The 25327-nt window shown below is 62.4% G+C and carries 34 protein-coding genes; 32 read left to right on the top strand and 2 right to left on the bottom strand.

The window, feature by feature from the left end; genetic code table 11:
• Window positions 1–41: 41 nt before the first annotated feature.
• The gene (locus DESPIGER_RS03805; protein WP_083575279.1) at window positions 42–740 is read right to left on the bottom strand and encodes a S24 family peptidase; all 699 of its coding nucleotides are present in this window, start codon (window positions 738–740) and stop codon (window positions 42–44) included.
• Between the two features lie 334 nt (window positions 741–1074).
• Between DESPIGER_RS03805 and DESPIGER_RS03810 the strand changes: the two genes are divergently transcribed.
• From DESPIGER_RS03810 to DESPIGER_RS03860, 11 genes are all read left to right on the top strand, one after another.
• Window positions 1075–1866 (top strand): phage antirepressor KilAC domain-containing protein, encoded by a 792-nt coding sequence (locus tag DESPIGER_RS03810; RefSeq protein ID WP_083575280.1) that lies wholly within the window; start codon window positions 1075–1077, stop codon window positions 1864–1866.
• Between the two features lie 96 nt (window positions 1867–1962).
• Window positions 1963–2244, top strand: a complete 282-nt coding sequence (locus DESPIGER_RS03815) for a hypothetical protein (RefSeq protein ID WP_072333262.1) — start codon at window positions 1963–1965, stop codon at window positions 2242–2244.
• A gap of 195 nt (window positions 2245–2439) precedes the next feature.
• Window positions 2440–2973: a phage regulatory CII family protein gene (locus DESPIGER_RS03820; RefSeq protein WP_072333264.1), complete on the top strand. Its 534-nt coding sequence runs from the start codon at window positions 2440–2442 to the stop codon at window positions 2971–2973.
• Between the two features lie 11 nt (window positions 2974–2984).
• The gene (locus DESPIGER_RS03825) at window positions 2985–3236 is read left to right on the top strand and encodes a hypothetical protein (RefSeq protein WP_072333267.1); all 252 of its coding nucleotides are present in this window, start codon (window positions 2985–2987) and stop codon (window positions 3234–3236) included.
• A gap of 1 nt (window position 3237) precedes the next feature.
• Window positions 3238–4275, top strand: coding sequence for a hypothetical protein (locus tag DESPIGER_RS03830; RefSeq protein WP_072333270.1), 1038 nt, complete (start codon window positions 3238–3240; stop codon window positions 4273–4275).
• Window positions 4272–4880: a hypothetical protein gene (locus tag DESPIGER_RS03835; RefSeq protein ID WP_072333273.1), complete on the top strand. Its 609-nt coding sequence runs from the start codon at window positions 4272–4274 to the stop codon at window positions 4878–4880. The genes DESPIGER_RS03830 and DESPIGER_RS03835 overlap by 4 nt, the downstream gene beginning before the upstream one ends.
• Before the next feature lie 12 nt (window positions 4881–4892).
• Window positions 4893–5282, top strand: a complete 390-nt coding sequence (locus DESPIGER_RS03840) for a DUF1064 domain-containing protein (protein WP_072333276.1) — start codon at window positions 4893–4895, stop codon at window positions 5280–5282.
• The gene (locus DESPIGER_RS03845; RefSeq protein WP_072333279.1) at window positions 5272–5508 is read left to right on the top strand and encodes a hypothetical protein; all 237 of its coding nucleotides are present in this window, start codon (window positions 5272–5274) and stop codon (window positions 5506–5508) included. The genes DESPIGER_RS03840 and DESPIGER_RS03845 overlap by 11 nt, the downstream gene beginning before the upstream one ends.
• Entirely contained in the window at window positions 5508–6056 is a 549-nt protein-coding gene (locus tag DESPIGER_RS03850; protein ID WP_072333282.1) for a hypothetical protein, read from the top strand. Before DESPIGER_RS03845 ends, DESPIGER_RS03850 begins: the two co-directional genes overlap by 1 nt.
• Window positions 6057–6060: 4 nt before the next feature.
• A complete protein-coding gene (gene terL / locus DESPIGER_RS03855; RefSeq protein WP_083575281.1) occupies window positions 6061–7518 on the top strand; it encodes a phage terminase large subunit in 1458 nt (485 codons plus the stop codon).
• Window position 7519: 1 nt separating this feature from the next.
• A complete protein-coding gene (locus DESPIGER_RS03860) occupies window positions 7520–8179 on the top strand; it encodes a hypothetical protein (protein WP_072333288.1) in 660 nt (219 codons plus the stop codon).
• A 189-nt stretch (window positions 8180–8368) separates the two neighbouring features.
• On the opposite strand, the gene DESPIGER_RS03865 is transcribed toward DESPIGER_RS03860, so the two are convergent.
• Window positions 8369–8674: a HigA family addiction module antitoxin gene (locus DESPIGER_RS03865; RefSeq protein WP_072333291.1), complete on the bottom strand. Its 306-nt coding sequence runs from the start codon at window positions 8672–8674 to the stop codon at window positions 8369–8371.
• A 169-nt stretch (window positions 8675–8843) separates the two neighbouring features.
• Here DESPIGER_RS03865 and DESPIGER_RS03870 point away from each other — a divergent pair, with 169 nt between their 5' ends.
• The 21 genes from DESPIGER_RS03870 (at window position 8844) to DESPIGER_RS03970 (ending at window position 25316) form a co-directional block, all read left to right on the top strand.
• Window positions 8844–9440 (top strand): glycoside hydrolase family 108 protein, encoded by a 597-nt coding sequence (locus DESPIGER_RS03870; RefSeq protein WP_072333295.1) that lies wholly within the window; start codon window positions 8844–8846, stop codon window positions 9438–9440.
• A 12-nt stretch (window positions 9441–9452) separates the two neighbouring features.
• Window positions 9453–9734: an RNA-binding protein gene (locus tag DESPIGER_RS03875; RefSeq protein ID WP_072333298.1), complete on the top strand. Its 282-nt coding sequence runs from the start codon at window positions 9453–9455 to the stop codon at window positions 9732–9734.
• A gap of 1 nt (window position 9735) precedes the next feature.
• Window positions 9736–9963 (top strand): hypothetical protein, encoded by a 228-nt coding sequence (locus DESPIGER_RS03880; protein WP_072333301.1) that lies wholly within the window; start codon window positions 9736–9738, stop codon window positions 9961–9963.
• Window positions 9964–10161: 198 nt separating this feature from the next.
• Window positions 10162–10479 (top strand): hypothetical protein, encoded by a 318-nt coding sequence (locus DESPIGER_RS03885; RefSeq protein ID WP_156831629.1) that lies wholly within the window; start codon window positions 10162–10164, stop codon window positions 10477–10479.
• A gap of 8 nt (window positions 10480–10487) precedes the next feature.
• Window positions 10488–12623 (top strand): hypothetical protein, encoded by a 2136-nt coding sequence (locus DESPIGER_RS03890; RefSeq protein WP_072333307.1) that lies wholly within the window; start codon window positions 10488–10490, stop codon window positions 12621–12623.
• Window positions 12620–12850: a hypothetical protein gene (locus DESPIGER_RS03895; protein ID WP_072333310.1), complete on the top strand. Its 231-nt coding sequence runs from the start codon at window positions 12620–12622 to the stop codon at window positions 12848–12850. The genes DESPIGER_RS03890 and DESPIGER_RS03895 overlap by 4 nt, the downstream gene beginning before the upstream one ends.
• 15 nt (window positions 12851–12865) lie before the next feature.
• Window positions 12866–13759 carry a hypothetical protein gene (locus DESPIGER_RS03900; RefSeq protein ID WP_072333313.1) on the top strand — a complete coding sequence of 298 codons (894 nt, stop codon included), beginning with the start codon at window positions 12866–12868 and terminating at the stop codon, window positions 13757–13759.
• A 9-nt stretch (window positions 13760–13768) separates the two neighbouring features.
• Window positions 13769–14803, top strand: coding sequence for a N4-gp56 family major capsid protein (locus tag DESPIGER_RS03905; protein WP_072333316.1), 1035 nt, complete (start codon window positions 13769–13771; stop codon window positions 14801–14803).
• A 10-nt stretch (window positions 14804–14813) separates the two neighbouring features.
• Window positions 14814–15305, top strand: a complete 492-nt coding sequence (locus DESPIGER_RS03910; protein ID WP_072333319.1) for a hypothetical protein — start codon at window positions 14814–14816, stop codon at window positions 15303–15305.
• 2 nt (window positions 15306–15307) lie between these two features.
• The gene (locus tag DESPIGER_RS03915; protein ID WP_072333322.1) at window positions 15308–16012 is read left to right on the top strand and encodes a DUF6682 family protein; all 705 of its coding nucleotides are present in this window, start codon (window positions 15308–15310) and stop codon (window positions 16010–16012) included.
• Window positions 16012–16548, top strand: coding sequence for a hypothetical protein (locus DESPIGER_RS03920; RefSeq protein ID WP_072333325.1), 537 nt, complete (start codon window positions 16012–16014; stop codon window positions 16546–16548). The genes DESPIGER_RS03915 and DESPIGER_RS03920 overlap by 1 nt, the downstream gene beginning before the upstream one ends.
• 9 nt (window positions 16549–16557) lie before the next feature.
• On the top strand, window positions 16558–18372 hold the full coding sequence (locus DESPIGER_RS03925; RefSeq protein WP_072333328.1) for a hypothetical protein: 1815 nt from the start codon (window positions 16558–16560) through the stop codon (window positions 18370–18372).
• Window positions 18373–18417: 45 nt separating this feature from the next.
• Window positions 18418–19062: a hypothetical protein gene (locus DESPIGER_RS03930; protein WP_072333331.1), complete on the top strand. Its 645-nt coding sequence runs from the start codon at window positions 18418–18420 to the stop codon at window positions 19060–19062.
• A gap of 63 nt (window positions 19063–19125) precedes the next feature.
• Window positions 19126–19449 (top strand): hypothetical protein, encoded by a 324-nt coding sequence (locus tag DESPIGER_RS03935; protein ID WP_072333335.1) that lies wholly within the window; start codon window positions 19126–19128, stop codon window positions 19447–19449.
• 2 nt (window positions 19450–19451) lie between these two features.
• Window positions 19452–20813, top strand: coding sequence for a hypothetical protein (locus tag DESPIGER_RS13400; RefSeq protein WP_072333338.1), 1362 nt, complete (start codon window positions 19452–19454; stop codon window positions 20811–20813).
• Between the two features lies 1 nt (window position 20814).
• Window positions 20815–21492 carry a hypothetical protein gene (locus DESPIGER_RS03945; protein ID WP_072333341.1) on the top strand — a complete coding sequence of 226 codons (678 nt, stop codon included), beginning with the start codon at window positions 20815–20817 and terminating at the stop codon, window positions 21490–21492.
• The gene (locus DESPIGER_RS03950) at window positions 21492–21704 is read left to right on the top strand and encodes a hypothetical protein (protein WP_072333344.1); all 213 of its coding nucleotides are present in this window, start codon (window positions 21492–21494) and stop codon (window positions 21702–21704) included. The genes DESPIGER_RS03945 and DESPIGER_RS03950 overlap by 1 nt, the downstream gene beginning before the upstream one ends.
• 56 nt (window positions 21705–21760) lie before the next feature.
• Window positions 21761–22171 carry a hypothetical protein gene (locus DESPIGER_RS03955; protein ID WP_072333347.1) on the top strand — a complete coding sequence of 137 codons (411 nt, stop codon included), beginning with the start codon at window positions 21761–21763 and terminating at the stop codon, window positions 22169–22171.
• Between the two features lie 2 nt (window positions 22172–22173).
• On the top strand, window positions 22174–24021 hold the full coding sequence (locus DESPIGER_RS03960; RefSeq protein ID WP_072333350.1) for a hypothetical protein: 1848 nt from the start codon (window positions 22174–22176) through the stop codon (window positions 24019–24021).
• Entirely contained in the window at window positions 24011–24787 is a 777-nt protein-coding gene (locus DESPIGER_RS03965) for a hypothetical protein (RefSeq protein ID WP_072333353.1), read from the top strand. The genes DESPIGER_RS03960 and DESPIGER_RS03965 overlap by 11 nt, the downstream gene beginning before the upstream one ends.
• Complete coding sequence (locus DESPIGER_RS03970; protein ID WP_072333356.1) at window positions 24777–25316, top strand: GNAT family N-acetyltransferase; 540 nt, start codon at window positions 24777–24779, stop codon at window positions 25314–25316. Before DESPIGER_RS03965 ends, DESPIGER_RS03970 begins: the two co-directional genes overlap by 11 nt.
• The last annotated feature ends 11 nt before the right edge of the window (window positions 25317–25327 follow it).

Raw genomic sequence — 25327 nt, forward strand, 5'->3', positions numbered from 1 at the left:
AGATTACAGTGTATTAGACTTGGGGCCAAGACTTTGAAGAATTAGTACCCCCACATGACCCAGACAACGCGCCCTACAATGATTTGTTCTGCTTCAGCGATACCCAAGCGGAAATCTGGATAGGATTCCTTGTTGGGGTTTTCAGACTTGAACACGAACTCGTTTTTCTGGCGATCAACGCCGATACGCTTGACCACCATCCCTTCATAGGGGATGCGCGCCGCGTAGAGTTCATTGGCGACAAAGGGAGCATCCTTTTTGACCCCCACAACAGAGCGATGTGGGATTAAGGGCTCCATGCTGTGCCCATCCACCAGGATGGCAAAATCAGCTTGGCGCAGATAGCTGGGAGGCGCGTAGACAGAGAAGAGCGGTGTCAGCTCGGCAACGTCGATGGCCGGGCCAGCTCCGGCAACATCATAGACGGAAAGCTCCTGCAGATTTTTTCCCTGGACCTTCTCCGTCGGGGCATGGCTTGAGACCCTGCGGATTTCTGGTGTCCGGACAGGAAAAAAATCTTGGTAATCGAGGCCAAGGCGTTCCAAGTATCCCATCAAGTTGGAAAAAGGAGCATTGGCAGCTTCTCTGTTGCCATTGAGCCATTCGCCTATGAGAGAACGATTTTTTACGCCGATGATATCAGCAATTTGTTGGAGCGTTTTCCCCTCACTCTTCATGGCTTGAACCTTGGAGAGTATCGCCTGCCACGCCATTTGTGCGGTATATTCCCATTTATCCATCTTGATTTCGTAGGCTAGGCTTGCGTTCACGGCAAGAAACGCAAGAATTATATGTTGCGCTAAATGTCCACATGTGTGAACATATCCCCATGAAAAATGCCATCGAACACTTCCGATTGGTCAGTGGACTGTCATTTCAGGAAATTGCCGACCGCTGCTCTATTCGCTCCCGATCAACAGTGCTTCAGCACTGCAAAGGGAGCAGACTCATTTCGGCAGAATCGGCTGTGAAATACGCTCAAGGGCTGGGCATCCCCCTGTCCGAGCTCCGTCCCGACCTCTGGCCGCCGGAGGAGAACACGAGTTCCAGCCCTGCCCCGGCGAAGGAGGCGGTATGAGTGAAATGCAGATCTTCAGGAACGCCGAATTCGGCGCTGTGCGCGTCGTGGATGTAAACGGTGACCCCTGGTTCGTGGCCAAGGATGTGGCTCGGGCGCTGGGCTACCCGGAAAGTTCCCTTCGTCAACTCAACAACCTTTTCGGGCATGTCCCGGATGAATGGAAGGGTCGTAATTGGATTATGACCCCCGGTGGCGAGCAGGAGATGCTCATCATCTCCGAGCAGGGGCTCTACTTCTTCCTTGCCCGTTCCGACAAAGCGGCCGCCCTCCCCTACCAGATGTGGGTAGCCGGGGACGTGATGCCCAGCATCCGGCGCCACGGCGCCTACCTGACGCCCGCCAGGCTGGAGGAGGCGCTGCTGAACCCGGACACCCTGATCCGGCTGGCTACAAACCTCAAGGCGGAGCGGGAAAAGCGGCAGGCGCTGGAAGCACAGGCCGCGGCCGACCGGCCCAAGGTGGTGTTTGCGGAATCCATCGAGGTGGCGAAGACCTCCATCCTCGTGGGCGAGATGGCCAAGCTCATCAAGCAGGCCACGGGCTATGAGATGGGCCAGAACCGCTTTTTCGACTGGCTGCGCGCCCACGGCTATCTGCACAAGAGCGGCAGCGCCAGGAACATGCCCACGCAGCGCTGCATCGACGCGGGCTGGATGGAGATCAAGGAAGGGACGCGCATCGGCTCCGGCGGGGAATGCCACATTACCCGCACGCCCAAGGTGACGGGCCGGGGCCAGATCTACTTCGTGAACCTGTTTCGGAAAAGGGCGGCGGAAACTGCGTAGCATCATGCTGCCAGACTGCCTGACTGCCCCCCAGGGGGTAACCGTTCATATCTTCCGGTAATTGCCCCCTTTGGGGCGCAAGAAAGGATCAGTCCCATGAAAGACCAAAGAGACAAGGACGAACAGGGCGGAGACATCCCCCAAGGGTACGCGTGCTACATGAATGTCCACGCTTTTGCCTGGTGCCGGACCGAACGTCTGGAAGACCTGTTTGACGTTCAGGAACAAATCCGAAGGGCTCTCTCCGCCCTGCTCAAGATCGAAAACGTGGATGTCGAGGTCAGCTTCAGCGACTTGCAGGTTTGCGAGGCAGAATATGAATCCCCTTTGCTTCAAGCGTCTTACGGATCTGGCTCGTCAGAATCTCAAGCTGGGTAATTCGAGTGTTGGCGTCACGCAATTCAGCCTGAAGCTTAGCAATTTGTTGTTCAGGCGACGTTGAGGAAGGAATAAGACCCATAAGATTTCCTCCTGATTTGGATAATGGATGTGGTGATCCCAACCTTACAGGAGGACAGCCGCCGGGAGCAATGCTCCCGGGCGGCTGCATAAACGCCAAAGAGAAGCACTACCATGCCTGACTATCCCACCATGACGGCCACAGAGGCCATCCGTCACGCCAAGGACGTTTCCGGCATGACGGCGGAAGAAATCGCGGCGGCAGCCGGTATCAGGCCCGCCGCCGTGCGCCGCTACCTGGCCATGGATTCTGACGACTACTTCCCCGGCCTGGACAAGATCCCCGCCCTGTGCCGTGCCATGCACAATGACGTGCTGCTCCAATGGCTCCAGGCCCAGATTAGCAGCAAGAAGCGGGTGGAACAGGCCACGAGCCGGGCCGAAGTGCTGACCGCGGCGGCGCGCGCCGCTGCCAGCCTGGGCGATGTGCAGCGCACGCTGGCCAATACTGAGGGCAGCGGCATCACACCCTTCCGGGCCCGCGAGCTGCGCAGCCTGCTCCAGGACGTGGTGCTGGACTGCCAGCATCTCCAGGACATGCTGCTGGAACTGGCCAGCGCCAGCGACATCACAGAAGCGGAGCCGCTGTTCAGCCTGCGGCAGGAGCCCGCCACGACTCCGTGGTGGAAGAAGATATTTCAACGGTAGGAGGGAACCACATGCAGACGTCACTCCCCAATTCTGCCCAGCGCGCCATCACGGTGACCAGGCCGTACCAGCTTGCTTATGCCTCTCCCCTGCCCCGGCGCCGGTGGCAGGTCAACCTGCCCGAGACGGGAGAGATCCAGGAGCTGAGCGAAAACGACTTTATCGAGACCTGGGTGCTGGAATCCGAGTGTCCGCCGGCGGTGCGCCGGCGATTCTTCAACGGCCTTGAGAGCTACGCCAGCTGGCGCTGGGGGAGAAAGTGATATGGCAGACGACATCCGTTTATCGACGAATTTCTGGCGGCATCCAAAGACCGTCAAACTGATCCGCAAGGGCGGCCTGGACGCCGTGCGCAGCCTGCAGATCCTGTGGTGTTTTTGCGCGCAGGAGCGGACGGACGGCTTGCTGCACGGCATGGACGCCGACGACATCGAGATCGCCGCCGACTGGCAGGGAGAGCCGGGAAAATTCGTGGAGCTGCTCTTGTCCGGCGGGTGGATGGAATGCTCTCCGGGATGCTCCGGTGAAGACACATACGCCCTGCATGGCTGGGAAGAGCGGCAGGCATACGTCAGCAAAGCCGAAAGCAGACGGGAGCAGGCGCGGGCCGCTGCTGAAACGCGCTGGCGCAACAAGCGCGGCATGCGGCAGGAAAAGCCGGACGATGCCGCAAGCAATGCCGCTGTATGCGACCTGCATGCTGCGCATGATGCTGACGCATGCTGCCAGCATGCTGCGAGCAATGCGGGCAGCATGAACCAGCATATGCCCAACCATGCCGAACGCAATGCCCCTATTCCTATTCCTGATCCTATTCCTGATCCTGATATCCCCCCCCTTACCCCCCCACAGGGGGGAGCATGCGGGGAGGAGGGGGAAAAGCCCTCCTCTGCCGGAAGGGATGCGCCTGCCAAGACCGACGCGCCCAGCAAGGGCCACCCGGAATGGACAGCATTTCTGAGCTGCTGGGAACTCTGGCCCGTGAAGCAGGGGCAGGAGGAAGCCTGGCGCGAGTGGATGCGCCTGCATGGCAACGGGACGCTGGCGCCGAGCTATGCCATCCGGGAGGCCATCGCTGCCATGATTGCCAGCGACAGCCGCTGGAGGCGCGGCAAAGTCCCCCGCATGGCCAAGTGGCTGCACGGCAAGGGCTGGGAGGATCAACCCTATGTCGAACCGCAACAGCCACGACAGGACACCGGCGACGATCTTCTGGCCCGCATGGATGCTTCGCGGCGTGAGGCCCGCGAAGCGGCGGAGCGGCGGGCGCGGCAAAACTTTCCCTGGGGGGTGGCGCAATGAGGCTGGAAAAATTCGATGAGCTTGTCCGGCAGGTCTACGCGACCTTCGGACGGACGGCCCCTGTGGGCGACGTGAAAGTCGTGATCTGGGACAAAGTGCGTGATGTTCCCGACGAGGCCGCGCCTTTCCTGGCCGACCAGCTTTGCGGCCGGGACGAGTTGCCCCGCAACGTGGGCAAGGCGCTCATGGACGCCTGGGGGACATGGAAGAGCCAGAATCCCGGCCGCATCGTCCGTGAGCACTGCCCGCATTGCCAGGATCAGGCCGTGTTCCACTGCTGGGCCCAGGAGCCGGAAAAGGAGAGGTGGCACACCTTTGTCGTGCCCTGCCCGTACTGCCAGACACCCGCCGACGGCAGCCGGGTCCCGGCGGACCTCAAGGCCATGCGCGAGGCCGGGGTGGACATCATGCCGCCGGATTTCAAGGGCGGCCCCGTGGCCTATGACCGCTGGCGCGGCTACGGCTGCCTGTGGCCTGCGGGACTGGATACCGGCACGCCAAGGCCGCAGATGCGCGTGGGCGTGGATATGCGGCAGGATGCCCGCAGGATGCGGCATATCCCGGCGCGGGAGCGGCAGGACGCGGCCCCGGCCGAGAACTGGTAGGAGGAGAATGCTATGTACGGGAAAGCACGCATACCCGGCCCGGGCCGTTCGTACAAGGGCGAGGGCATGAACAAGACGGAGCGCCTGTACGCCGCCCACCTGGAAGCGCTCAAACGGGCCGGGACGATCCTGGGCTGGGCCTATGAACCCGTGAAATTGCGCCTAGCTGCCGCGACCTTCTACACGCCGGACTTCCTCGTCATCGGCGCCGATGGAGCCATGGAGCTGCATGAGGTCAAAGGCCACTGGGAAGACGACGCCAGGGTCAAGATCAAGGTGGCCGCGGAACAGCATCCCTGGTTCCGCTTCCTTGCGGTCAGGGCCAGAGGCGGCGTTTGGGAAATAGAGCGCTTCGGCGCCTGGAAACATGAAAAAACTGAGGAAGCCCCGTATGTTCGTTGAAGTCCGTGTCCATCTCCAGAAGAGCCTTCAAGGCACACTCGACAAGGCAAAAAGCGGCCTCGACCAGGCCTGCCAGATCTTCACACACCATGACCGTCAGGAGCTGGCGATCTCGCGCCATGCCATCGTCAGGGGCAAAAAGCCCTATATCACATACAGGGTCTATCCCTGCGACGACGACCCGCTGCGGGAGGAGATCCCCGTGCGCATGCTTGAGGTCTTCTGATGGCCCGTCTGTCTGCGGAACAATGGGAGCAGGCCCGTGCCGAATATGAGGTCCACGGCGTGAGCCTGGGAGAAGTGGCAAAGGCTTTTGGCGTGGCCACCTCCAGTGTCTCGCGCCGTGCAAGGGCCGAAGGCTGGACGCAAGGGAAAATGCAAGACCTTGTGGAACGCAAGGTGGCGGCTGCCAAGGAAATGCAGGCCGTGGAAACGCAAATGCAAGAGCTGCCGTTGCGTTTTCAGCTTACCTTGCAGGAGGTGGTGCAGGAACGCCTGCGGACGGAAGGGGCCGCCCTGAACTTTGCCCGGGCCGTGGCCATGAAGGGCACGGCCATGACCAGGGCGGCGGAGAGCCCCGCGGAGCTGGAGCTGCTGTCCCGCGCGGCGCGCAATGTAATGCCGCAGGTGGACAAGGGGCAGCATACCACGGTCAACGTGCAGCAGCATGCCCAGGCACAGGCTGCCGCGGCTCCTCTGCCCCCTGCTCCACCGGCCGCTGATACCGTCGTGCGGGCCGTCCTTGCCGGTACCCTGGATGGGGACGAGGAGTAGGCCCGTGCTGTTTGCCAAAGCATCCACAGCGGAGCGAGAGGCCCTGCGCCTGGCCTGTGAACAGGACCTGCTGACCTTCACGGCGCTCATGTTCCGTGCACGCATGGCCCAGCCGTTCCTGGTCAACTGGCATCATGCCAGGATCGTGGACGCCCTCATGGCCGTGTACCGGGGCGAGATCCACAACCTGATCATCACCATGCCGCCCGGGGGGACCAAGACCGAACTGGCCGTGATCCACTTCATGGCCTGGTGTTTCGCCCGTTCGCCACACTGCCGCTTTCTGCACCTCTCAGGAGCGGCGGAGCTGGCCGCCCTCAATTCGGCTACGGTGAAAGAAATCATCGAGCTGGACGAGTTCCAGAGCCTCTGGCCGCGCCGGATCAGACCGGATACGCGTGCCAAGAGCCGCTGGAACATCGACGTGGGCGGCAGGACGGCTGGCGGGGTCTATGCCACGTCCACCGGCGGCCAGGTGACGGGCTTTCGTGCCGGCTACATCCGGCCAGGATTTTCCGGCGCCATCATCATCGACGATCCGCTCAAAGCCGACGACGTGTGGAGCGATGCCAAACGCGAGGCGGCCAACCGCAAGATCACGGGCACCATACGCAGCCGTCGTGCCAGCACGGAGCATACGCCCGTCATTCTCATCATGCAGCGGCTCCACGAAGACGACCCCGCGGGACACGCCCTGGCCGGAGATTACGCTCTGGACTTCACGCATCTGGAGATCCAGGCCGTACTGGACGAAGACACCGACAAAGAGCGGAGCTACTGGCCGGAGAAGGAGAGCCTGGCCTCCCTGCAAGAGCTGCGGGAGAAGGATCCGTTCACGTTCGCGGCCCAGTACCAGCAGCGCCCTACCTCGCTGGGCGGTGTCATGTTCAAGCGGGACATGATCCAGCGCTTCCGCGGCAGGCCGGAGGGATTGGTGCGGGCCGGGATATTCTGTGACACGGCCATGAAGGAAGGCGAGAAGAACGACTATTCCGTGCTGCTCTACGCGGCTACGGACGACAGGGACGTATATATCCTGGACCTGGACAGGGGGAAATGGACGGCACCGGTCCTGCTGGAACGGGCCAAGTCCTTCTGGGAGCGGCACAAGCCGCACCGTATCAGCAATCCTTTGCGATTCACTGGATGCCATATCGAGGACAAAGCCAGCGGTACCGGCCTGATACAGACCCTTCGGGCGCAGACGTCCATCCCCGTCATCGCGGTGCAGCGCAACCGGGACAAGGTGAGCCGCGCCAATGACGTGCTGCCCTATGTGGCCGGGGGGCGGCTATACATTCCTGATGACCAGCCATGGGCGGACGCTCTCATCGCGGAGCTGTGCGCCTTTTCGCCGGCCATGACCCATGCCCATGACGACCAGGTGGATACGGTGGTGGATGCCATCGATACCCTGCTTATGCCCACCGGCGGCATGCTGGCCGGTGCTGACTGGAGCTAACATGCTGCGACGACTGACGGATTACATCACCGGTGAACATTATTTGCAGGATCGAACGGGACAGCAGTACCGCCGCACGGTCTGTGCCCTGGCCTGGCCATGGCACCCCCTGCCCGGCTGCGTCCTGGTGCTGGGGGAGCTGCGCCACCGGCCCACATGCATAGGAACGCCGCGGCACGTCTTTTTGCTGGCGGAGCAGCGCAGCGATGACCCGGCCGCCTTGTTGCGCACCGCGGAACGCTTCCAGTTCCAGCACGGGACGCCGCGCATCATCACCCCCGAGGATGATGACCGCATCCTGCTGATCGACGTGGAGAACGACCGCCGGCGGGAGGAGCGCAAGCCCCCTCTGCGTACCGAGCCGCCCTTGCGCTGGCACGGTAAAGGAGAAGGCCTGCTGCCCTACTACCTCTCCCTGGTGCAAACACGGATCGTGGGGGACAAGACCCTGCATTTCAGCAGCACCAGCTCGGTTCCTGCCGAGGCGGGACTGGCCTCGACCGCTGCCGCGGGCAGCATGACGGCAGCCATGATCCAATGGCCGGCCGTCTGCGCCCTGTGCTGGGCGCTGGAAGCCCTCGACATGCAACCCATGCCGGAGTGGCGCGGATATGGCCACGGAACGCCCGGCGGACCGGCCGACAGCCTGGGAGGGTATTGAGATGGCTGTGGTGTATATCCCCAAGGTCCTCAAATCCATGACCGAGATCTGCGAGGCCTTTGGCGTGGGCGACAGCGTGGTCAAACAATGGGCGGCGGCAGGCGCTCCCATTGCCGTGGAAGGCAGCGGGTCACGGATGCGCTACAGCGCGGAAGTGGCGGCCCTGCAGGACTGGCGTCTGGGCAGAGCTCATGCCTGCGCCACTGCTCCCGCCGAAGCATGGGGGACGATGCGGCAAAGCTCCGCCTGCCGGGAGGATTCCACCACGGAGACGTCATAGGCGCTTTGCAAGTTGCACCAGAAGGAGGCGCTGGTTCCGAAATAGCGGGCAAGACGGGCCGCCGTATCTGCGCTGATGCCACGACGCTGGTGGACGATATCCGCGATGCGCGTCGGCGGGACGCCAAGGGCCAGTGCCAGCGCATGCGGGCTGATATGCAGCGGAATCAGGAACTCTTCCAGCAGGACCTCGCCGGGATGGGTACGGACACGCATGGGATCTCACGTTCTGTTTTACGTTCACTGCCTTGCAGTAAATTGACGGGGTGGCAAAAACCTGTCAACCCCCTTCCAGCCCCCCTGCAGCCCCCCTGCAGCCCCCTTACAGCTCCCAACAGGGCAAAAGCCCGTGCTACGCTTCCGGCAAAACCGGAGGCGTTTTTTCATGCCTGACAACGACAACAGTTTTTCCCGCGCTCATGCCTTCACCGCCCATTGGGAGGGCGGCTTTTCCGACCACCCTGCCGACAATGGCGGCCTGACGGCCTACGGGGCCTCGCTCAAGTTCGTGAAGGGCATCGCCGCGACCCAGCAGGGCCGCGACTTTTTGCAGCGCATCGGCTTCCGCCTGCCCGTCAACAAGGCATCCATGCGTTCCGTGACGCCTGATATGGCCCGGGCCATGTTCAAGCGCGAGTTCTGGGACCGGCTGCGTCTGGATGACATGCCGTTCCGGCCTGCCTGCGCCCTGTATGACGCCGCCGTCAACAGCGGCTGTGCCCAGTCCGTCAGGCTGGCCCAGCGCGGCTTCAACGCCTGCGCACGCGGCAGCAATGTGGCACTCGACGTGGACGGTATCCTTGGCCCCAAGACACGGGCCGCCCTGGCCTGTGACACGGACGCCCTGATCAGGGCCGTCATCCAGGCGCGCCGCATTTTCTACGAGGAGCTGGCCCGCGACGATCCTTCGCAGGCCGTTTTCCTGGAGGGCTGGCTCAACCGGGCCGATGCCCTGGAAAAGTTCCTGCTCGAATCAAAGTAAGGAGACCAGCATATGGACATCAGTTTCGTTTTTTCGGCCCTGACCGAATTCGCCAGCCAGAACCCCGACGCGACCTGGGTCGCCGTCGTGGTCTCCGTGCTGACCTCGCTCTGCGGCATCTGCGCCGTGGCCACCATCTGGATGCCTGTCCCCAGTGCGACCACCGGTCTGTATGCCACCGTCTACGCCCTCGTGCACTCCATGGCCGCCCATTTTGGCCAGAACAAGGGCGCTGTGGCCGATGGCAAGAGCGCGGAAGTCCAGGACGCCGTCAAGGCTGTCAAAGGAAAGTAATGTGCAGTCCCTGGCATCCATCCTCCTCGCATTGCTGCAGATGGGGCTGCATCTGCTGGAAAAGCTGGATGCGGCCAGTGCTGCTGATTTTCGCCGCCGTGTGGCTGATGACGGCGCCGGGGTGCTGCTCGACCAGCTCAACCCGGGACATACCGGCACTGCCGGTACTGCCCAGCCTGCAACGGGCCAGCCTGAACGGAACGATGGGCCTGTGGATGGACAGCGATGATGCCGGACACCTGGCAACATGGATCCACGATGTGACGGGGGAGAATGGACTGTGAACCAGTTCGGAAAAGACAGCGCGGAACACGCGGCGGAATACATTGGTGTCGTGAAAGGCACTTGGCCGCTGGTGCTCATTGCCGGCGCTGTGGCCGTGGCATCGGCAGCCAGACAGGTCAAGCGCGGATATAAACAGAGAACCATGGCCCAGAAGGCCGTCACGGTTCTACTCAACGCGATTCTAACCACAGCCCTGGCCGTGAGCTGTGCGCTTTTGCTGCCCCTGGTCGTCCCTGGTGTGACGCCGGAAGTGCAGATCGCCGTATCCATGACCGCCGCGGGCATGGGAGGAGAGACCGTCAAGCTGTGGTTCCTCAAGCGTCTGGGGCTGTCCGTTGTGGACCTCATGAATCCTGACGACATCAACGACATCAGGAAAGGGATGCCCCCGGAAACACGCAAGCGCCACGCCGAGCAATGTCCCTTCCGTGGCGACGAATGCCTGCCCGCTGACAAGTAGAGGCTGCCATGTCCATGCTTCCCTCCACCACATCCCCTTCTCCTGCTCCGGCAGCGCGACCCGCCGTTGACCGCAACGTGCTGGGCGTCACGCTTGGGCAGGAGCTGGGCGAGGCCCAGAAGGCCCGTACCCTGTACGAGCTGCGCTGGCTGGAAGACCTGCGCCAGTACAAGGGCGTTTATGCGCCGGAGATCACCGCGGCGTTGAAGGGGAGCAAGCGTTCCCGTGTCTACTACCGGCTGACCACCAGTAAAATCAATACCATGGTGGCCCGTCTTATGGACCTGCTCTTCCCGCAGCGCACCAAGAACTGGAGCATCAACGCCACGCCTGACCCCATGCTGCCTCCAGACATCCTGGCTGCTGATATGGCTGATGACGTCAATGCCGGCATGGCGGCCATCCTGATGCCCCAGATGCAGCAGTTGCAGGCACGGCACATCATCCCGGACAACCTGGCCATGCAAAAGATGATGGCGGCCGCCTATGAGCAGGTCACGGCCCAGCTCAATACGCCGGAGAATGTCCAGCGCGTGGCCAGTGAGCGCGCGAAACGCATGGAGACCCTCATCGACGACCTGCTGAAGGAATGTAATGCCAACGGGCAGCGGCGTCCATCCTGGGCACAGAACTGTCGCAGCGTGGTGCACGATGCCTGCCTGTACGGCATGGGCGTGCTCAAGGGGCCGCTGGTCGAAAAGGTCCAGACCAAACGCTATGTCTGTGCGCGAGACGAGGCGGGGCAGCTGTGCTGGTCCGAAGAAGTCTATGCCGAGGAACTGCGCCCCTATCATGAGGCCGTGCCCATCTGGGATGTTTTCCCCGATCCCGATGCCCGTGATCCTTCGGAACTGCGCTACGTCTGGCAGTGTCACCTGATGACGGACAAGGACGTGCTGGAGCTCAGGACGTTTCCCGGTTTCGACGGCTCGGCCATAGCGCGTTATCTGCGCGAGCACGAGGACGGGGACGCCACCCTGGAGACATGGGAAGCCAGCCTGCGCAACCTGGATAGCGAAAGTACCGGGACGGCCCCTCTCAAAAAGCGCTTCCGGGTCTGGGAACGCTGGGGATTTTTGAGCGGCAAGGAGCTGCGTGATGCCGGGGCCGACGTCCCGGAAGGAGATGATGCCAGGGTCTACAGCTCCAACGTCTGGATGATCGGTGACAACACCGTCATCAAGGCCATGGTCAACCCGCTCGAGGGCGTGGATATCCCGTACTACTGGTACCCGTATTCCCGCGATGATTCCACCTTCTGGCCGGAAGGCATCGCCTCCCTGCTCCGCTCGCCGCAGGCCGGTATCAATGCCGCCGTGCGCGCCATGCAGGATAATGCCGGTATGGCTTCCAGCCCCTTTCTCGCCTTCAACATGCAGGCCCTGTGCGCGGAAGACGCTGCCGACCTGCAGGGAGCCATGGCCCGGGGCATGCTGCGTTTTGACAAGGTCGGCGTGACCATGCCCCAAGCTTTCCAGGCGGTCAACGTGCCGTCCTGTATTTCCGAGAATCTGACCCAGCAGCAGTTCTGGGCCAACTGTGCCGACGAGATCAGCACGCCGCGCTTCAATGCCGGTGACGGCAACGTGAGCGGTGCGGGCAAAACGGCTACGGGCCTGTCCATGCTCATGGGCGCCAGCAACATCCTGCTCAAGGATCACATCAAGCTGTTCGACGATAACGTCATCAGCCCCTTCATCCGCGCCATGTACCGTTGGCTCATGCAGTGGTCGCCGCGTGAAGACTGCAAAGGCGACTTCGAGGTGGTGGCCAGCGGTTCGCAATCGCTCATCGCCAAGGAAGTCAGGGCCCAGCAGATCCCCGGCATCATGCAGTGGCTCGGGATCCCCGCCTTCTCACCGCACATCAACGAACGCGGTCTGCTCGAAGTGGCCTTTGAACAGACCGACCTGCCTGTGGAGCGCATCCTCTACAGCAAGGAAGAAGCCCAGCGGAACCAGCAGGAAATGCAGGCTGCCACTGCCCAGGCCAACGTGCAGGCCCTGACGCAGGAATTGCAGAAGCAGGGGCTGCCGCCGGAAGAAATACAGCGCCAGATGATCATTCTGCTGGCCCAGCTTGGACCTCAGCAGACCGGTCATCAAGGCGCTCCAGGAGCAACCGCACAGGGGGTGGCGCCATGAGTGAAACGCCACAGACGACGCGGGATCTGATCCGGAAGTCTCTGCGAGACATCCGCCAAGCCGGGGCCGCCAGTGAATATGCCGTATGCACCCTCATGCAGGCAAAACTGAGTGAAGCGCGTGAGGAACTGGAATCCGTCACGGACAGCATTGCCATTTTTCGAGCGCAGGGACGAGCGCAAATGGCGCGTGAAATCCTCGATGCTCTCACCCGTAACCAACACTAACCAAGGAGTTCCAGGATGAGCCAGCAGCCCATGGAACAGCAGGACGCCACGGGAATCCCGGGCGAGGAAGATCATTTCGCCGAAGGGCTTGCGGCAGCCCTGAAGGACGATGAACAGCCGGAGGACAGCTCGCAGCACCCCGAAGATGCAGGGGGAAGTACCCATCATGAAGCGGCTCCACAAGGCGTTCCTGCCGGCATTGAAGCCCCTGAAGCGGCCCCGATGCCGCAGGAGCCCCCTGCTCCGTCCCCTGCCGGTACTCCCCAGCAGACAGCAGAGGAAAAGAAGGCAGAACCGGAGGCAGCGCCTGCACAGCCTGCTGCGGTCAAGCTGCCTGAAGAGCTGCAAGCCGAATACGAGCGTCTGCAGGAGATGGATCCCGAAGCAGCGAAGATGGCCCTGGAAGACAGCCCGGCAGGGCAAGCCGTGCGTCACAGGCTTGAGCAGTACGGTGCGGAGCTTGCCTATGACCATGCCAGCCTTGTGATGATGCGCCGCCAGCAAGACACCGAGCGTGAGACCATGCGGCAGGAGCAGGCCCGACAGGCTGTCACGGCCCGGCAGCAGCACTTCCTGCAGGTCATGAAGCAGGATCACCCTGATTTCCATGCCCTGCTGACCGGAGGAGACCAGGCGGCCCAGATGCGTTTCCGCAATGACGTCCTGCAGTGGATCCAGGCCAAGCCCTACGCGGAGGCCGCCCCGCTCATGGACATTTTCACCAACAGCCAGGATCCGCAGGAAGTCGGCAGTCTCCTGGCCAAGTTCAAGAATGAGCGCAACGCCCGCAGGCCTGACCCCACGGGCGCCCTTGCGGTACCGGGACGCGGCGGGACCGTAGCCCCGGCCGGCATCGGAGACAAGGACGACTTCGACGCCGGACTGTCCCTCTCCCTTTCGTCCAAGTGAGGATAACCTATGCCGCCCATCACCGGTACCGGGGATATTTCCTACCGCACTGCGGGCTTCGTCTGCGGTGAGCTGCTCAAGCGTGCCCAGCCGCTTATCGTGCTGTCCCGCTTCGGCCAGCAGCAGCCCATCCCCAAGAATCACGGCAACGAGATCAAGTTCCGCGGCTATCTGCCCCTGGACAACATCCCCAAGGCCCTTGTGGAAGGCGTGACGCCAGCGGCTTCCAAACCCACTTTCCGCGACGTGGTGTCGCGTCTCCAGCAGTACGGCGACTACATCGAGATCACCGACGTGCTGTCGGACACCATCGAAGACCCCATCTGGGTCGAGTTCTCCGACATCCTGGGAGAGCAGTCCGCCATCATGCTGGAACGAGTGGTGACCAACAAGCTGCTGGCCGGCACCAACGTGTTTTTCTCCGGCAAGACGGGCGGCATCCAGGCAACTACCCGCGATGGCGTAAACGAGCCGCTGACCCTGACCTTGCAGCGCCGTGTGACACGCGCCCTCAAGCGGCAGGAAGCCCGCACCATCACCGATGTGGTGGCTGCCAGCGCCAACTTCTCCACCTTTTCCATTGCCCCATCCTATGTGGCTGTCTGCCACACGGACGTGGAAGCCGACATCCGCAACATGCCCGGCTTTGTGCCCGTGGAAAAGTACGGCTCGTACAAGCCCATGGAAGGGGAAGTCGGCTCCGTTGAGAACGTGCGCTATGTGACCACCAACCTCATGGAACCGTGGCTGGATGCCGGTGCTGCTCCCGCAGGCGGGATGGAAGTGGAAAGCAATGAAGGCGCCTGCGCCGATGTCTACCCCATCCTCTACCTGGGCAAGAATGCCTTTGGTGTGACGCCCTTTGCCGCCCAGCGGGCCAGAGGGGCGGCCCCTGTGAATGTCATGGCGCTGAACCCCAATACCCCGCGTGGTGGTGACCCGCTGGGCCAGCGTGGCAGCCTGGGCTGGAAGGCCTACCGCACGGCCGAGATCCTTTACGACATGTGGATGGCCCGTGTGGAAGTGGCCGTCACCCGCCTGTAGGAGGGCGATCATGGCTGAAAACAAGACTCAGGACCAAACCCCTTCCGATGATGTGCAGAAGCTGCGCACCGAACTGGAGGCGGCCAGGGCAGAGACTGCGGAGGCCCGTCAGGCCCTGCAGAAAGCCGAGGAGGAACAGAAGGCCGCTGCGCAAGAAGTGAAGACGCTGCGCAAAACAGCCGCCATGCAGGCCGCCATGGAAGAAAAGCGGGCCATGCACCAGCTCAGGCAGCAGGAAAAGGTGCTGCTGACCATCAACAGCGAGCCCAACGATTCCACGCCGGTGATGGTCTCTGTGAACGGCTATGCCTACCGCATCAACCGTGATGAGCCTGTGCTGGTCCCCAGGGCCGTTGCCGAAGCGCTGAAGCTGGCCATCATGGAAGTACCGCAGGTGAAACGCGACCCCAACGGCCAGGAAAGGACCGTATTCCGCCATGTCAACCGCTTCTCGTTTTCTGTCGAGACACCGACGGAGAACGACCAGGCGGAGGACGCCTAGCCATGCTGCTGGCGGCTGACGTCCTCCGCCTGGTGTCGGGTGCGTTGCAGGACCTTGAGCCGGGCATGGCCGCCCGCTGGCCATGGGAAGCCGAAGAGGGCCGCATCGGCCTGCTCGACTTTCTCAATGCCGCCCTGCGGGCTGTGGCCCTGCAACGCCCCGACTGCTGTGCCGTGACGGAGGTCATCCGCCTGGAGCCAGGCATGTTGCAGCATATCCCTTCTCGCAGGCGGCACGGCGCCAGCCGCGATGCCACGGGATTTTGCGGACTTGTGCGGAACATGGGCATGGACGGCGAACACCCCGGGGCATCCATCGTTTCCGCGCAGCCCGACGTGCTCATGGCCTGGGCCGACAGCGTGCGACCTGACTGCCGGGTGGAGAACTTTGCTTACGACCGGACCAGCAACAGCCAGGTGTACTACGTGTGCCCGCCTGTCCCGGACGATGTCGATGTGTATGTGGAAGCCACCTACTACGCGGCGCCGACGGCTATCCAGACGCCGGACCAACCCCTGGGAGTGGCTGATGACTATGCCCAGGCCCTTGTGCACCACATGCTGGCCTCCGTTCTGTCCGGGGACAATGAAAGCAGCAATGCGACCAAGGCCAGCTACCACATGCAGCAGTTCAATGCCCTGCTGGGCGTCAAAACGCAGGTGGACAGCGTCTGGCCCAAAGCCAAAAGCAGCGTGGGAGGAGCGTAATGGTACGCATGGAATCTCTGGACATCCTCGTGCGCCAGGTCCTGCCGCAGGTGCTCCCCTGCCCGCGCGGCATGGTGCTGGATGCCCTGCAGGCTGTGGCCAAGCATTTCTGCGAGCAAGCCGCTGTCTGGCGAGAACGCCTGGAAGAAACAGGATTGCAGGGAGAAGCGGATATCCCGCTTTCACTGCCCACTGGCAGCCGGCTGGTCATGATTCTGGGCGTCTGGCTGGACGGCAACAGGCTGCTGCCGGACGACTACCGGGCCGAAGGAAACAGCCTCTGCCTGCGGACGGTCCTGCCGCGGGAATGCAGTGTCGTGGTGGATGCGGCCCTGTGTCCGTCCCGCCTGTCAGAACGGTTGCCCGAACAGCTCATCGAAGCCTGGGGCGACGTACTTGCCTATGGTGCGCTGGCACGCCTCAAGGCCATGTCCGGCCAGAATGTCACCTGGACGGATGCTGCCGGAGCTCAGGTGGCACTGGAACAATACAACGAAGGTGTGGCGCGGGCGCGTATCCGGGCCATGTCCCGGTAGGAGATTGTCATGAGCAACCTGCCTCTCGTCAACGTCACAGCACAGATCAACGACCAGCAGGGGCATGCCTGTGCCGGTGCCGTGGTCAGGATGCGGCTGTGCAGCCCTGACAAGTATCAGGGCCTTGTGGTCCCCCGTGAGGTCACGGGAACGACGGACAAGACCGGACGCTGTGTGCTGCGTGTTTTTCCCAATGCCCTTGGCTACGAAGGCAGCGTCTATGACGTGCATATCAGCTTTCCTGCATCCGGGGCCGGTGTGTGCGGCAGCGTCCCCGCCACAGCTCCCATGCGGACCATCCGCGCCAAGGTCTTTGTGCCCAATGCGGACTGCAACCTCATGGACATCATGGACCTGGCCCCGCGCGAGCCACTGCCGGCGGGATCCCTGCTGCCGGAGGAAGTGGCCGGTTATGCCGCGCAGGCGGCCGGCAGCGCTGAGGCGGCGCGGGATCAGGCCGAGGCTGCGGCATCGACCCTGGCACAGGTAACGGCCAGCGTGCAGCAGGCCGAGGCCGCCAAGACGGCCGCACAGGCTGCGGAGGGCAACGCCAACGCACAGGCGGACAGGGCACAGGGCCTCGTGGACAGCGTGGAAGGCAGCATCAGCGACTTTGAGACCTCTGTGACGCAGCGGGTGGAAGAGACCGCCGGCCGCCTGGTGGCCGATGCCACGCGCTGCATCCGGGAACAGGAAGCTGTTGCCCTTGAGGCCATCGAGCAGCGCAGCGGAGAAGCCCTGGATGATATGAGCCGGGCCGTCAGTGATGCCCAGGGGTCAGCCATCGCCAGCATCACCAATGCCGGCCAGAACGCTGTCCACGACATCACGGATGCCAGGGACAACGCCCTGGAAGAACTGCGCGAGATCGCTGCCGAATACGAGGATGATGTCCTCAACCTCGTGGAGCGGGCGGAAAGCGCAGCCAAGAAATCTTCCTGTTCTGCGGCTGCCGCGACGAATTCGGCTACCAAGGCCTGCCAGTGCGCCGAACGGGCCGAAAATGCCGCTCAGGGCCTCGAACGCTACCGCGACGATGCCCTGGATGCCGCGCAGAAGGCAGAAACATCTGCTGCTTGTGCCAATGCCGACGCCCAGCGGGCCGAGGCTGCCGCAGATTCCGCACAAAAGAGCGCCGACCATGCCGCAGGTTCCGCCCTGGCTGCCCAGAAGGCAGCCCAGGCCGCTGATGCCAGTGCCGACGACGCCAATCTGGCAGCGGAACAGGCCCTTGCCGCACAGCAGGCGGCCGCCAGTGATTTGCAGGCTGTGAAAGCAGAGCGGGCAGACGTTGAAAAGATCGCCACCGATGTGGACCAGTCCATTCTGGATGTCGCCGTGGATCTGCTCACGCCGCAGGTGGTGACAGAAGCCGTGGAGCGTGCCACCGCCGAAGCGGAAGGACACGCCGCTGCGGCAGCGCAAAGCGCCGTACAGGCGAAGGACAGCGCCACGGAATCCGCACGGCAGGCCAACTATGCCAACGTTCGCGCCGACAGGGCGGAAAAAGCCAGCGACAGCGCGGAAGATGCCGCAGCCAGGGCGGAAGGCTTTGCCGGAAAACTGGAGGATTCCTACACCGTCCAGATGGCCGTGGCCGGACTTGCCGAGCAGTTCTATACGCTCAGCGACCGTGTGACCAAACTTGAGCTGCGCCATGTGACGGAAGACCCCGACTGGATAGAGCCCGAACCGCAACTCCCGCCGGAAGGCGTGGAGATCGCGCCCGGTGTGACCGTGGCCCCTGTGACCCTGGTCGAACCCGGCGCAACGCCCCCCTCCAATGCGGCCCTGGTCGCCAAATTTGAAGAATACACGCCGTAGCGGCTGTATCCCTATCCACCCCTAACCCAATACAGGAGACTACCCATGGCTGAAACCACCAAGAAACTGTTCCGCTTCTTCGACGCCGAAGGCAACGCTGCGAGCATCCAGAGCGAGGACGTGTTCGACAAGACCTCCGGCAAGACCCTTGCCGAGTACCTGGCCGCTGCGCCCAGCACGGAAAGCATCCAGGGCCAGATCGATACGGCCATCGAAGCGGTGAAAACCGGCGACATCGCTACCCTGCAGAGCAGCCTCTCCAGCCTTTCCACCACGGTCAACAACTTCCTGACCGGCGAGCCCGACGATGGCACCATCGACCGCCTGTCCGAGCTGGTCAATGCCATCAACGAGAACAAGGACAGCATCGACGCCCTGCTGGCCGATCATGTGAAGAAGAGCGAGATCGTCAATGACCTGACCACGGGCGGCGCGGACAAGGTGCTTTCCGCCGAGCAGGGCAAGGCCCTCAAGGCCCTGATCGACGCCCTGGAGGCGGCCAAACACAGCCATGCCAACAAGGACGTGCTGGATGCCATCAGCAAGGCCGAATCCGGCAACCTGGTCTTCAACGGCAAGGAGCTGACCGGTGAAACCGGCATCGCCTTCGGTAACAGCATCGAAAACGCCACTGCCTACACCGGCAAGCTGCGTGTGGTGGTGGAAGACTATACCGTGCCCGGCGTGTAGGCCTGACGCACGCAGCAAGGGGCAGGAGGAGCGGGAACTCCCCTGCCCTGTTATGGAGGCATCATGCCGGAAAGCATGAAAATTTTGGCACAGTACATGTTCGTCACCCTGGAGAAGCCCCTTGCTGTTGGAGGAGTCACTATCCCGGCGGGGACAACTGTCATGCTGGCGCCACAAACCACGGCCCACAGTGTGCGCGTGCCGGGCGGGCAGAGCCTGCTGGAAGCGTGGCCCAGCCTGAGCAAGGAGGGGCACACGCATACGGACATGCAAGAACTGTTGTCCGGCTTCCAGGCGGAACAGATCAGTACGTCGGACAGACTGACCAAACTGGAACTGTGGGCGACTGAACACGGCTACGACGCGGCCAGTGCCGCGCAGGAGTAAACATGAGCCAGACCACCGAAGCACAGACCACGCCGCCCACCTCGGAAGAAGTCATCGGCAAGGTCAATGAAAGCATCGCTGCCTTGCAGCAGGCGCAGAAGACCGTTGTGGAGGGGGCGCAGCTGCTGGCCGAGCATGTGAACGACCCCACTGCGCATGGTGCGGCTATCCCGGACGCAGTGGAACAGCAGATGCCTACCCCCGTCATGGAAGGGACCAGCCTGAAATGGAAAAAAAAGGACGGGACGATCGTCGCCGGCCCCGTGGACCTGAAGGGAGAACAAGGGGAAACCGGTCCCAAGGGGAATACCGGCGACACCGGTCCGCAAGGTCCCGAAGGTCCACAGGGACCGGAAGGCCCCCAAGGCCCCAAGGGCGATACCGGCGACACCGGCCCCCAGGGTCCCAAGGGCGAACAGGGCATCCAAGGCATCCAGGGTCCCCAAGGCCCAGAAGGCCCGCAAGGTCCTAAGGGAGACACCCCTCCCCTGACCTCGGACCTGACCTCCACCGCCACGGACGTGGCCCTGAGCGCCAAGGCTGGTAACGACCTCAAAAAGCTGGTCGATGCAGCCCAGAGCGCCGCTGATGCCGCCGCGAATACTGTCCCCATCGCCACCCCTGCCATCGCAGGCAAAGTCATGCCCCAGACAGGCGACGAGGATGGCCTCACGCTGGAAGAGGACGGCACCCTGCGCGTCCGCCAGGCCACGGCCATACAGCGCGGCAGCGTGCTAGCCAGCACCACGGCGGCGGCCAACACCGTGCCCCAGGCCGGGAAAGACGGAACGCTGGATGAAAGCTGGGTTCCCAAGGCCGACTATTGGGACATGTTCCCACCCTTCGTGCCCATCCCCATCTGGGGCGCAGGACTGGGCGGCAGCGACGGGCGCCGGGCCATCATGCCGGGAGAGTCCGGGGCCAGGGAAGAGTGGGTACTCTGCGACGGCGGGAGCGACGGCAAGGGGGATGTGGTGCCTGACCTGCGCGGACGCTATGTCCGGGGCGCCAGCGAGGCCGAGCCCGAAGGCACAGATGGTGGTAGTGAAGACATAGATGTCAACATTTCTGGCAATACCGGGGCAACGACGCTTACTTCAACGCAGATTCCAGACCATATCCACCCAACAGCGCGTCGCTTGAATTTACGGACGCCGGGCTCATCTAATTTTACTGAGCCCGCGAGTTTTGTAGCGAAAACTGGCGCCGGTGTCGTCAGTACGCCCGACACAACGGTAACTAGTGGCACTGGCTGGCATGGCGGATGTGGCAACGGCTCCCACACGCACCCCCTGTCCGGCTCCGTCTCCGGCACGCACACCGACCCGCATCTCGCCATGAACTACTTCATCAAGGTGGTCTAGCATGAAAACACACGTTACCGTCATCCCGTCCGACGGCATCGTCTCTGTGGACGGGGAAGTGCTGTTTCTGGACAGCATCACATCCGAGACCTTCCACGCCCTCCAGTGGCACGACGGCGCGGGACATGTGGAACCAGCAGGCGACCGTCCCAACGAGGAGCTTTCCGCCGACGACTACAAAGAGCGTGTGGCCCCCTATGTGGCCCTGTGGGAAGAGGAGAAAAGACGGCTGGAAGCTGAAGCGGCGGCCGCCGAGGAAGCCTACAACTCCCTGGAGAACGTGAAGGCCCGCAAGCTGGTTGCCATCGACGCCCAGACCTCGGCCGCCATCATGGCCGGTTTCGAGTGTGTAGCAACGCCGCCGGATGCCAGCACGCCGGAGCTTCTACACTTCTCGTATGATGAGTTCGACCAGCAGAACTTTGCCGACGCCGCTCTGTCCATGCAGCTGGCGGCAGCAGCCGGCGGAGGCATCCCCACGTCTACGCCGTGGAACGCCTACCGCAACCACACGGCGGACAGCAAAGGAGAGCTGGTCATCCTGAACCTGACGGCGGAAACCTTCCTGCCCATCTACGCCGCCGCCCTGAACCACAAAGCCGCGAAGATGGCCGAAGGCGGGCAGCGCAAGGCCGCCGTGGCCGCCGCGCAGACCGTAGAAGACGTGGAGGCCATCTGATGCCCGCCTATCTGCACGGCCTGCTGGTGGCCTGCGACCAGCTCCTCAATGCCCTGCTGGGCGGCTGGCCCGACGAGACCCTCAGCTCCCGCTGCTGGCGCTGGCACAAAGATGATGTGCGCTCCTGGCCCTGCCGTCTCATCGACATACTGTTCTGGTGGGACAGAGAACAGCGTGGTGGGACCTCCATCCGCCACTGCGAACTGAGTTGAGAAAGCGAGCGCACCGGCCGCCAGATGCCGCCTGAACTGCGCTGACGGAGAACTCCATGCAACTTGGATTCGTCGTCTCCAATGCCACGGAAAAAATGGAGATCGCTGTCTGCAACGAACCGGGCAGCGACCAGAACATCATCAAGGTACGCACGACGCACCAGGGGGCATGGTCCCCCTGGATGCGTATCGACGTTCACCGCAAGGGCAATGACGATCATGGGGAACTGGATGCTGTGGTGTACGAGGCCAGCGTGGCCAAGACGGCCAAAACGGCCCAGGCGGCCCAAAGCCTGGCATCACCGGTGACCATAACATTTACCGGCGACATATCTGGATCGTTCTCCTTCGATGGCCTTGATCCTTCCGTGCAATGCAAGATCAGCGGTGTGCAGAGTGCCATCAATACGGCCATTGCCGATCATGAGAAGAAGTACCACAGCTACAGTCCGGGAGATGCGTACTGATCATGCCCACCATTACCGTTGCGGCTTTTGCAGGTGCCATACCTCGTATTTCTTCTCGGCTGCTGGAAAGCCAGAATGCCCGTGACTGCGTGAACTGTGATCTGGACAGCGGCGCCCTGCGCGCGCTGGCTGGGCCGAATAAGGTGCTTGCCCTGCCCGATCCGGCGGGAACCATATTCAAGCACGACACAGACGGCTGGTTGCACTGGCCCGGCGAGGTCAGCGTAGTCAAAAGCGCGGTACTGGACGCCGATGGGGAAAAGCCCCTGGGGCAGCTGCTGGTGACCGGAGACCGGGCGTACCCGACTATGTATCTGGCAGGGGGGGACGTGTATCGTCTTGGCATTCCCCGTCCTGCGGCAGCCCTGACGCTGGCTGCCGCAGCAGGTGCCCAGCTACAGGAGACGGAAGGGCGCGCCTGGTCTGCGGATCACATTGCTGCCGCACCGGCCCGATATGGCAGTGAGAGCGACGCGCTGTGCGGGATCATTCAGGACAGCGACACGGCGAAGGTGGAAGTGCTGTCCCGCGCTACGCTCATAGAAGAAGGAGAAAGCGAGGAAGAGGACAACGACACTCCCATAACGGACAGCGGCATCCAGCGCAGTACAGCCTATGTGTACACCTACGTCCAAATGCTGGCTGGTGGGGTCATCCAATATGAAAGTGCGCCCTCTCCCGCTTCTGAGGTCATCGACGTGCTGGACGGCGACGGCGTGACACTGACGGGGTTCGCTCTGCCGGATCTGGAGGGGCTGACCGTGACGCACATCCGTCTGTACCGTACGGTTTCCGGGCTGGAATCGTCAGAGTTCCGTCTGGTGGTCGAAATCCCTGTGGAAGAGCTGGAGACGGCCGACTGGCAATACACGGACGCCCTGCATGACAAGGACGTCTCCACCGAAGTCCTCCAGACGAGCACCTGGGACCCCATCCCGGACAATGCCCGCGGTCTCATCAAGACGGACAACGGCATCTATGCTGCCTTTCGAGGCAATGAACTGCTGATCTCTGAACCATTTATCCCTTATGCCTTCCCCGCATCCTACCGCCTGACTGTCGAGGACAGCATCGTGGCCCTGGCCCATGTGGACAATACCATCGTCGTGCTGACCACAGGCCGCCCGTATCTGGCGCAAGGCTCGGTGCCGGAAAGTCTGGCCCTGACCCACCTGCCCATCGAGCAGGCCTGCGTCTCCGCCCGCAGCGTGGCCACGCTGCCCGGAGGTGTGCTGTATGCCAGCCCGGACGGGCTGATGCTGTTTTCCAGCAATCAGCAGACGTTGGCCACAGATCAAACATACAGCAGGGAACAGTGGCAGGCGCTGGGGCCGGAACGGCTTATGGGGGCCGTGCATGAGAACCGCTATATCGGCTTCTTTGAGGGGAGCAGCAGCGGCATCCTGTTCCACATCGGGCGTGCGGACGTCACCCGCCTGGAATTGCCGGAAGGATGGAAGGTGCGCTGCCTGTACCACCACAGCGAGGATGATGCCCTGTATCTGAGCGTGGAAACGCCGGATGGCCCTGGTATCTGGAAGTTTGAAGCCGACGATGCCGCCCCCCTGCCCTATTGCTGGCACAGCAAGACCTTCTTTTCCTCGGCCCTGTGTGCCATGGCCGCTGCCCGTGTGCAGGGAGAGATGTCCCCTGGAAATCCTGTCAAGATGGACATTTTTGGCCCGGACAGCGTACGGCAAAGGGAAACCCTGTTTTTGACCGGTGACAAGGCCGTACGCATACGGCCGACACGCGCCGAACGTGTATGGAGTTTTTGCCTGTCCGGGACGGCCGACGTTTACGAGGCGCGCCTGGGAGGCAGTATCGAAGGGGTAGAAAATGGTATCTGAAAGCCTCGACCGCGGGCTGCAAAGCGTCCCACGCGGACTGCCTTCCGGACTGACCATCTACCTGCAAAGCCTCGACGCTGTCGTTCGGCGTTTGGCCGGCCTGTCTCGTGGTTCTGAAAAAGCGCAGGCCGTGCGGCGTGGAGATTCCGGTATCACGTTGGGAGGGAATACCCAGACGACGATAACGACAACGAAGCTGGCTGATGGAGCTGTAACGGCGGCCAAGTTGGCAGACGGAGCCGTGACTTCTGCCAAGATCGCTGACAACGCCATCACCGGGGCCAAGATCGAGATGGGCAGCATCGGCAGCCGTGAGCTGGGGGTCAAATCCGTTGGTGAAGAAGAATTACAGCCTGGGGCTGTCACCACATCGCGGGTTGCCGATGCCGCCATCACCACGGAAAAGCTGGCGGACGGAGCTGTGACACCGGAGAAGATGGCGCCCGGGACACTTTTCGACATGGCCCAGGAAGCCGGCACAGCGGCGGATGGTGAGCAGGTAACGCTGCTGGGCAACTTTGCCATGATGCCGCTTCTCGCCATTGCCGGGTTCAAGATGCCCTTCCCGGATGATGCGTCCAGACCGGCAGAAGGAAACCTTAAAGTAGCACTTGAAAATCTCCACAAGGATACTGCCACAGGACGCTGGACCTTCACCGCCCGCTGCTGCCTTGAAACGCCCCTGGAAGACGGGACAATCGAGACCATCAGCAGCGGGACGCTTGCCTGGAGCGCGGCAGGAGAGGAGGCAGACGATGCAGGATAGCCGTTTGCACATGCACTATCTGGGGGACACCAACGCCGAGCGCAATCTTTTGCGTGCCATCTACGGACGTCTGAAAAGCGAAAAGACGCTCTCCTGTACCTACTATGACGGCACGATCCGCAGCGAGGAAGAATTCCTGGCGGACATCCTGCACCCCGGAAGCCTGCCCTTTCTGGTCTTCTGGGAAGGACGTCAGGCCGGTTTCTGCTGGTTCAATACCGTCCGGGGGAAGAGCGCCTACGGGCATTTTGTGTTCTTCCGCGACTTCTGGGGCCACCAGACCACCTGCCAGATGGGGCGGGCCATATTCTCCCGCGTGCTGACCTTCAAGGATCAGCAGGGCTACCTGTTCGACGTACTGCTGGGCCTGACGCCAAGGAAAAATGCTTTGGCGTGGCGCCTGGCTCTCCTATGTGGTGCGCGCCAGATCGGCGTCATCCCCCATGGAGTTTTTGATGCTGCAAACGGCAAAAGTGCTGACGCCATGCTCGTGGCCGTGACCCGTGACAGCCTGGGGATAGAGAAATGAGGATCTACACC

The organism is Desulfovibrio piger (genome assembly GCF_900116045.1).
GTDB classification, from domain to species: domain Bacteria; phylum Desulfobacterota; class Desulfovibrionia; order Desulfovibrionales; family Desulfovibrionaceae; genus Desulfovibrio; species Desulfovibrio piger_A.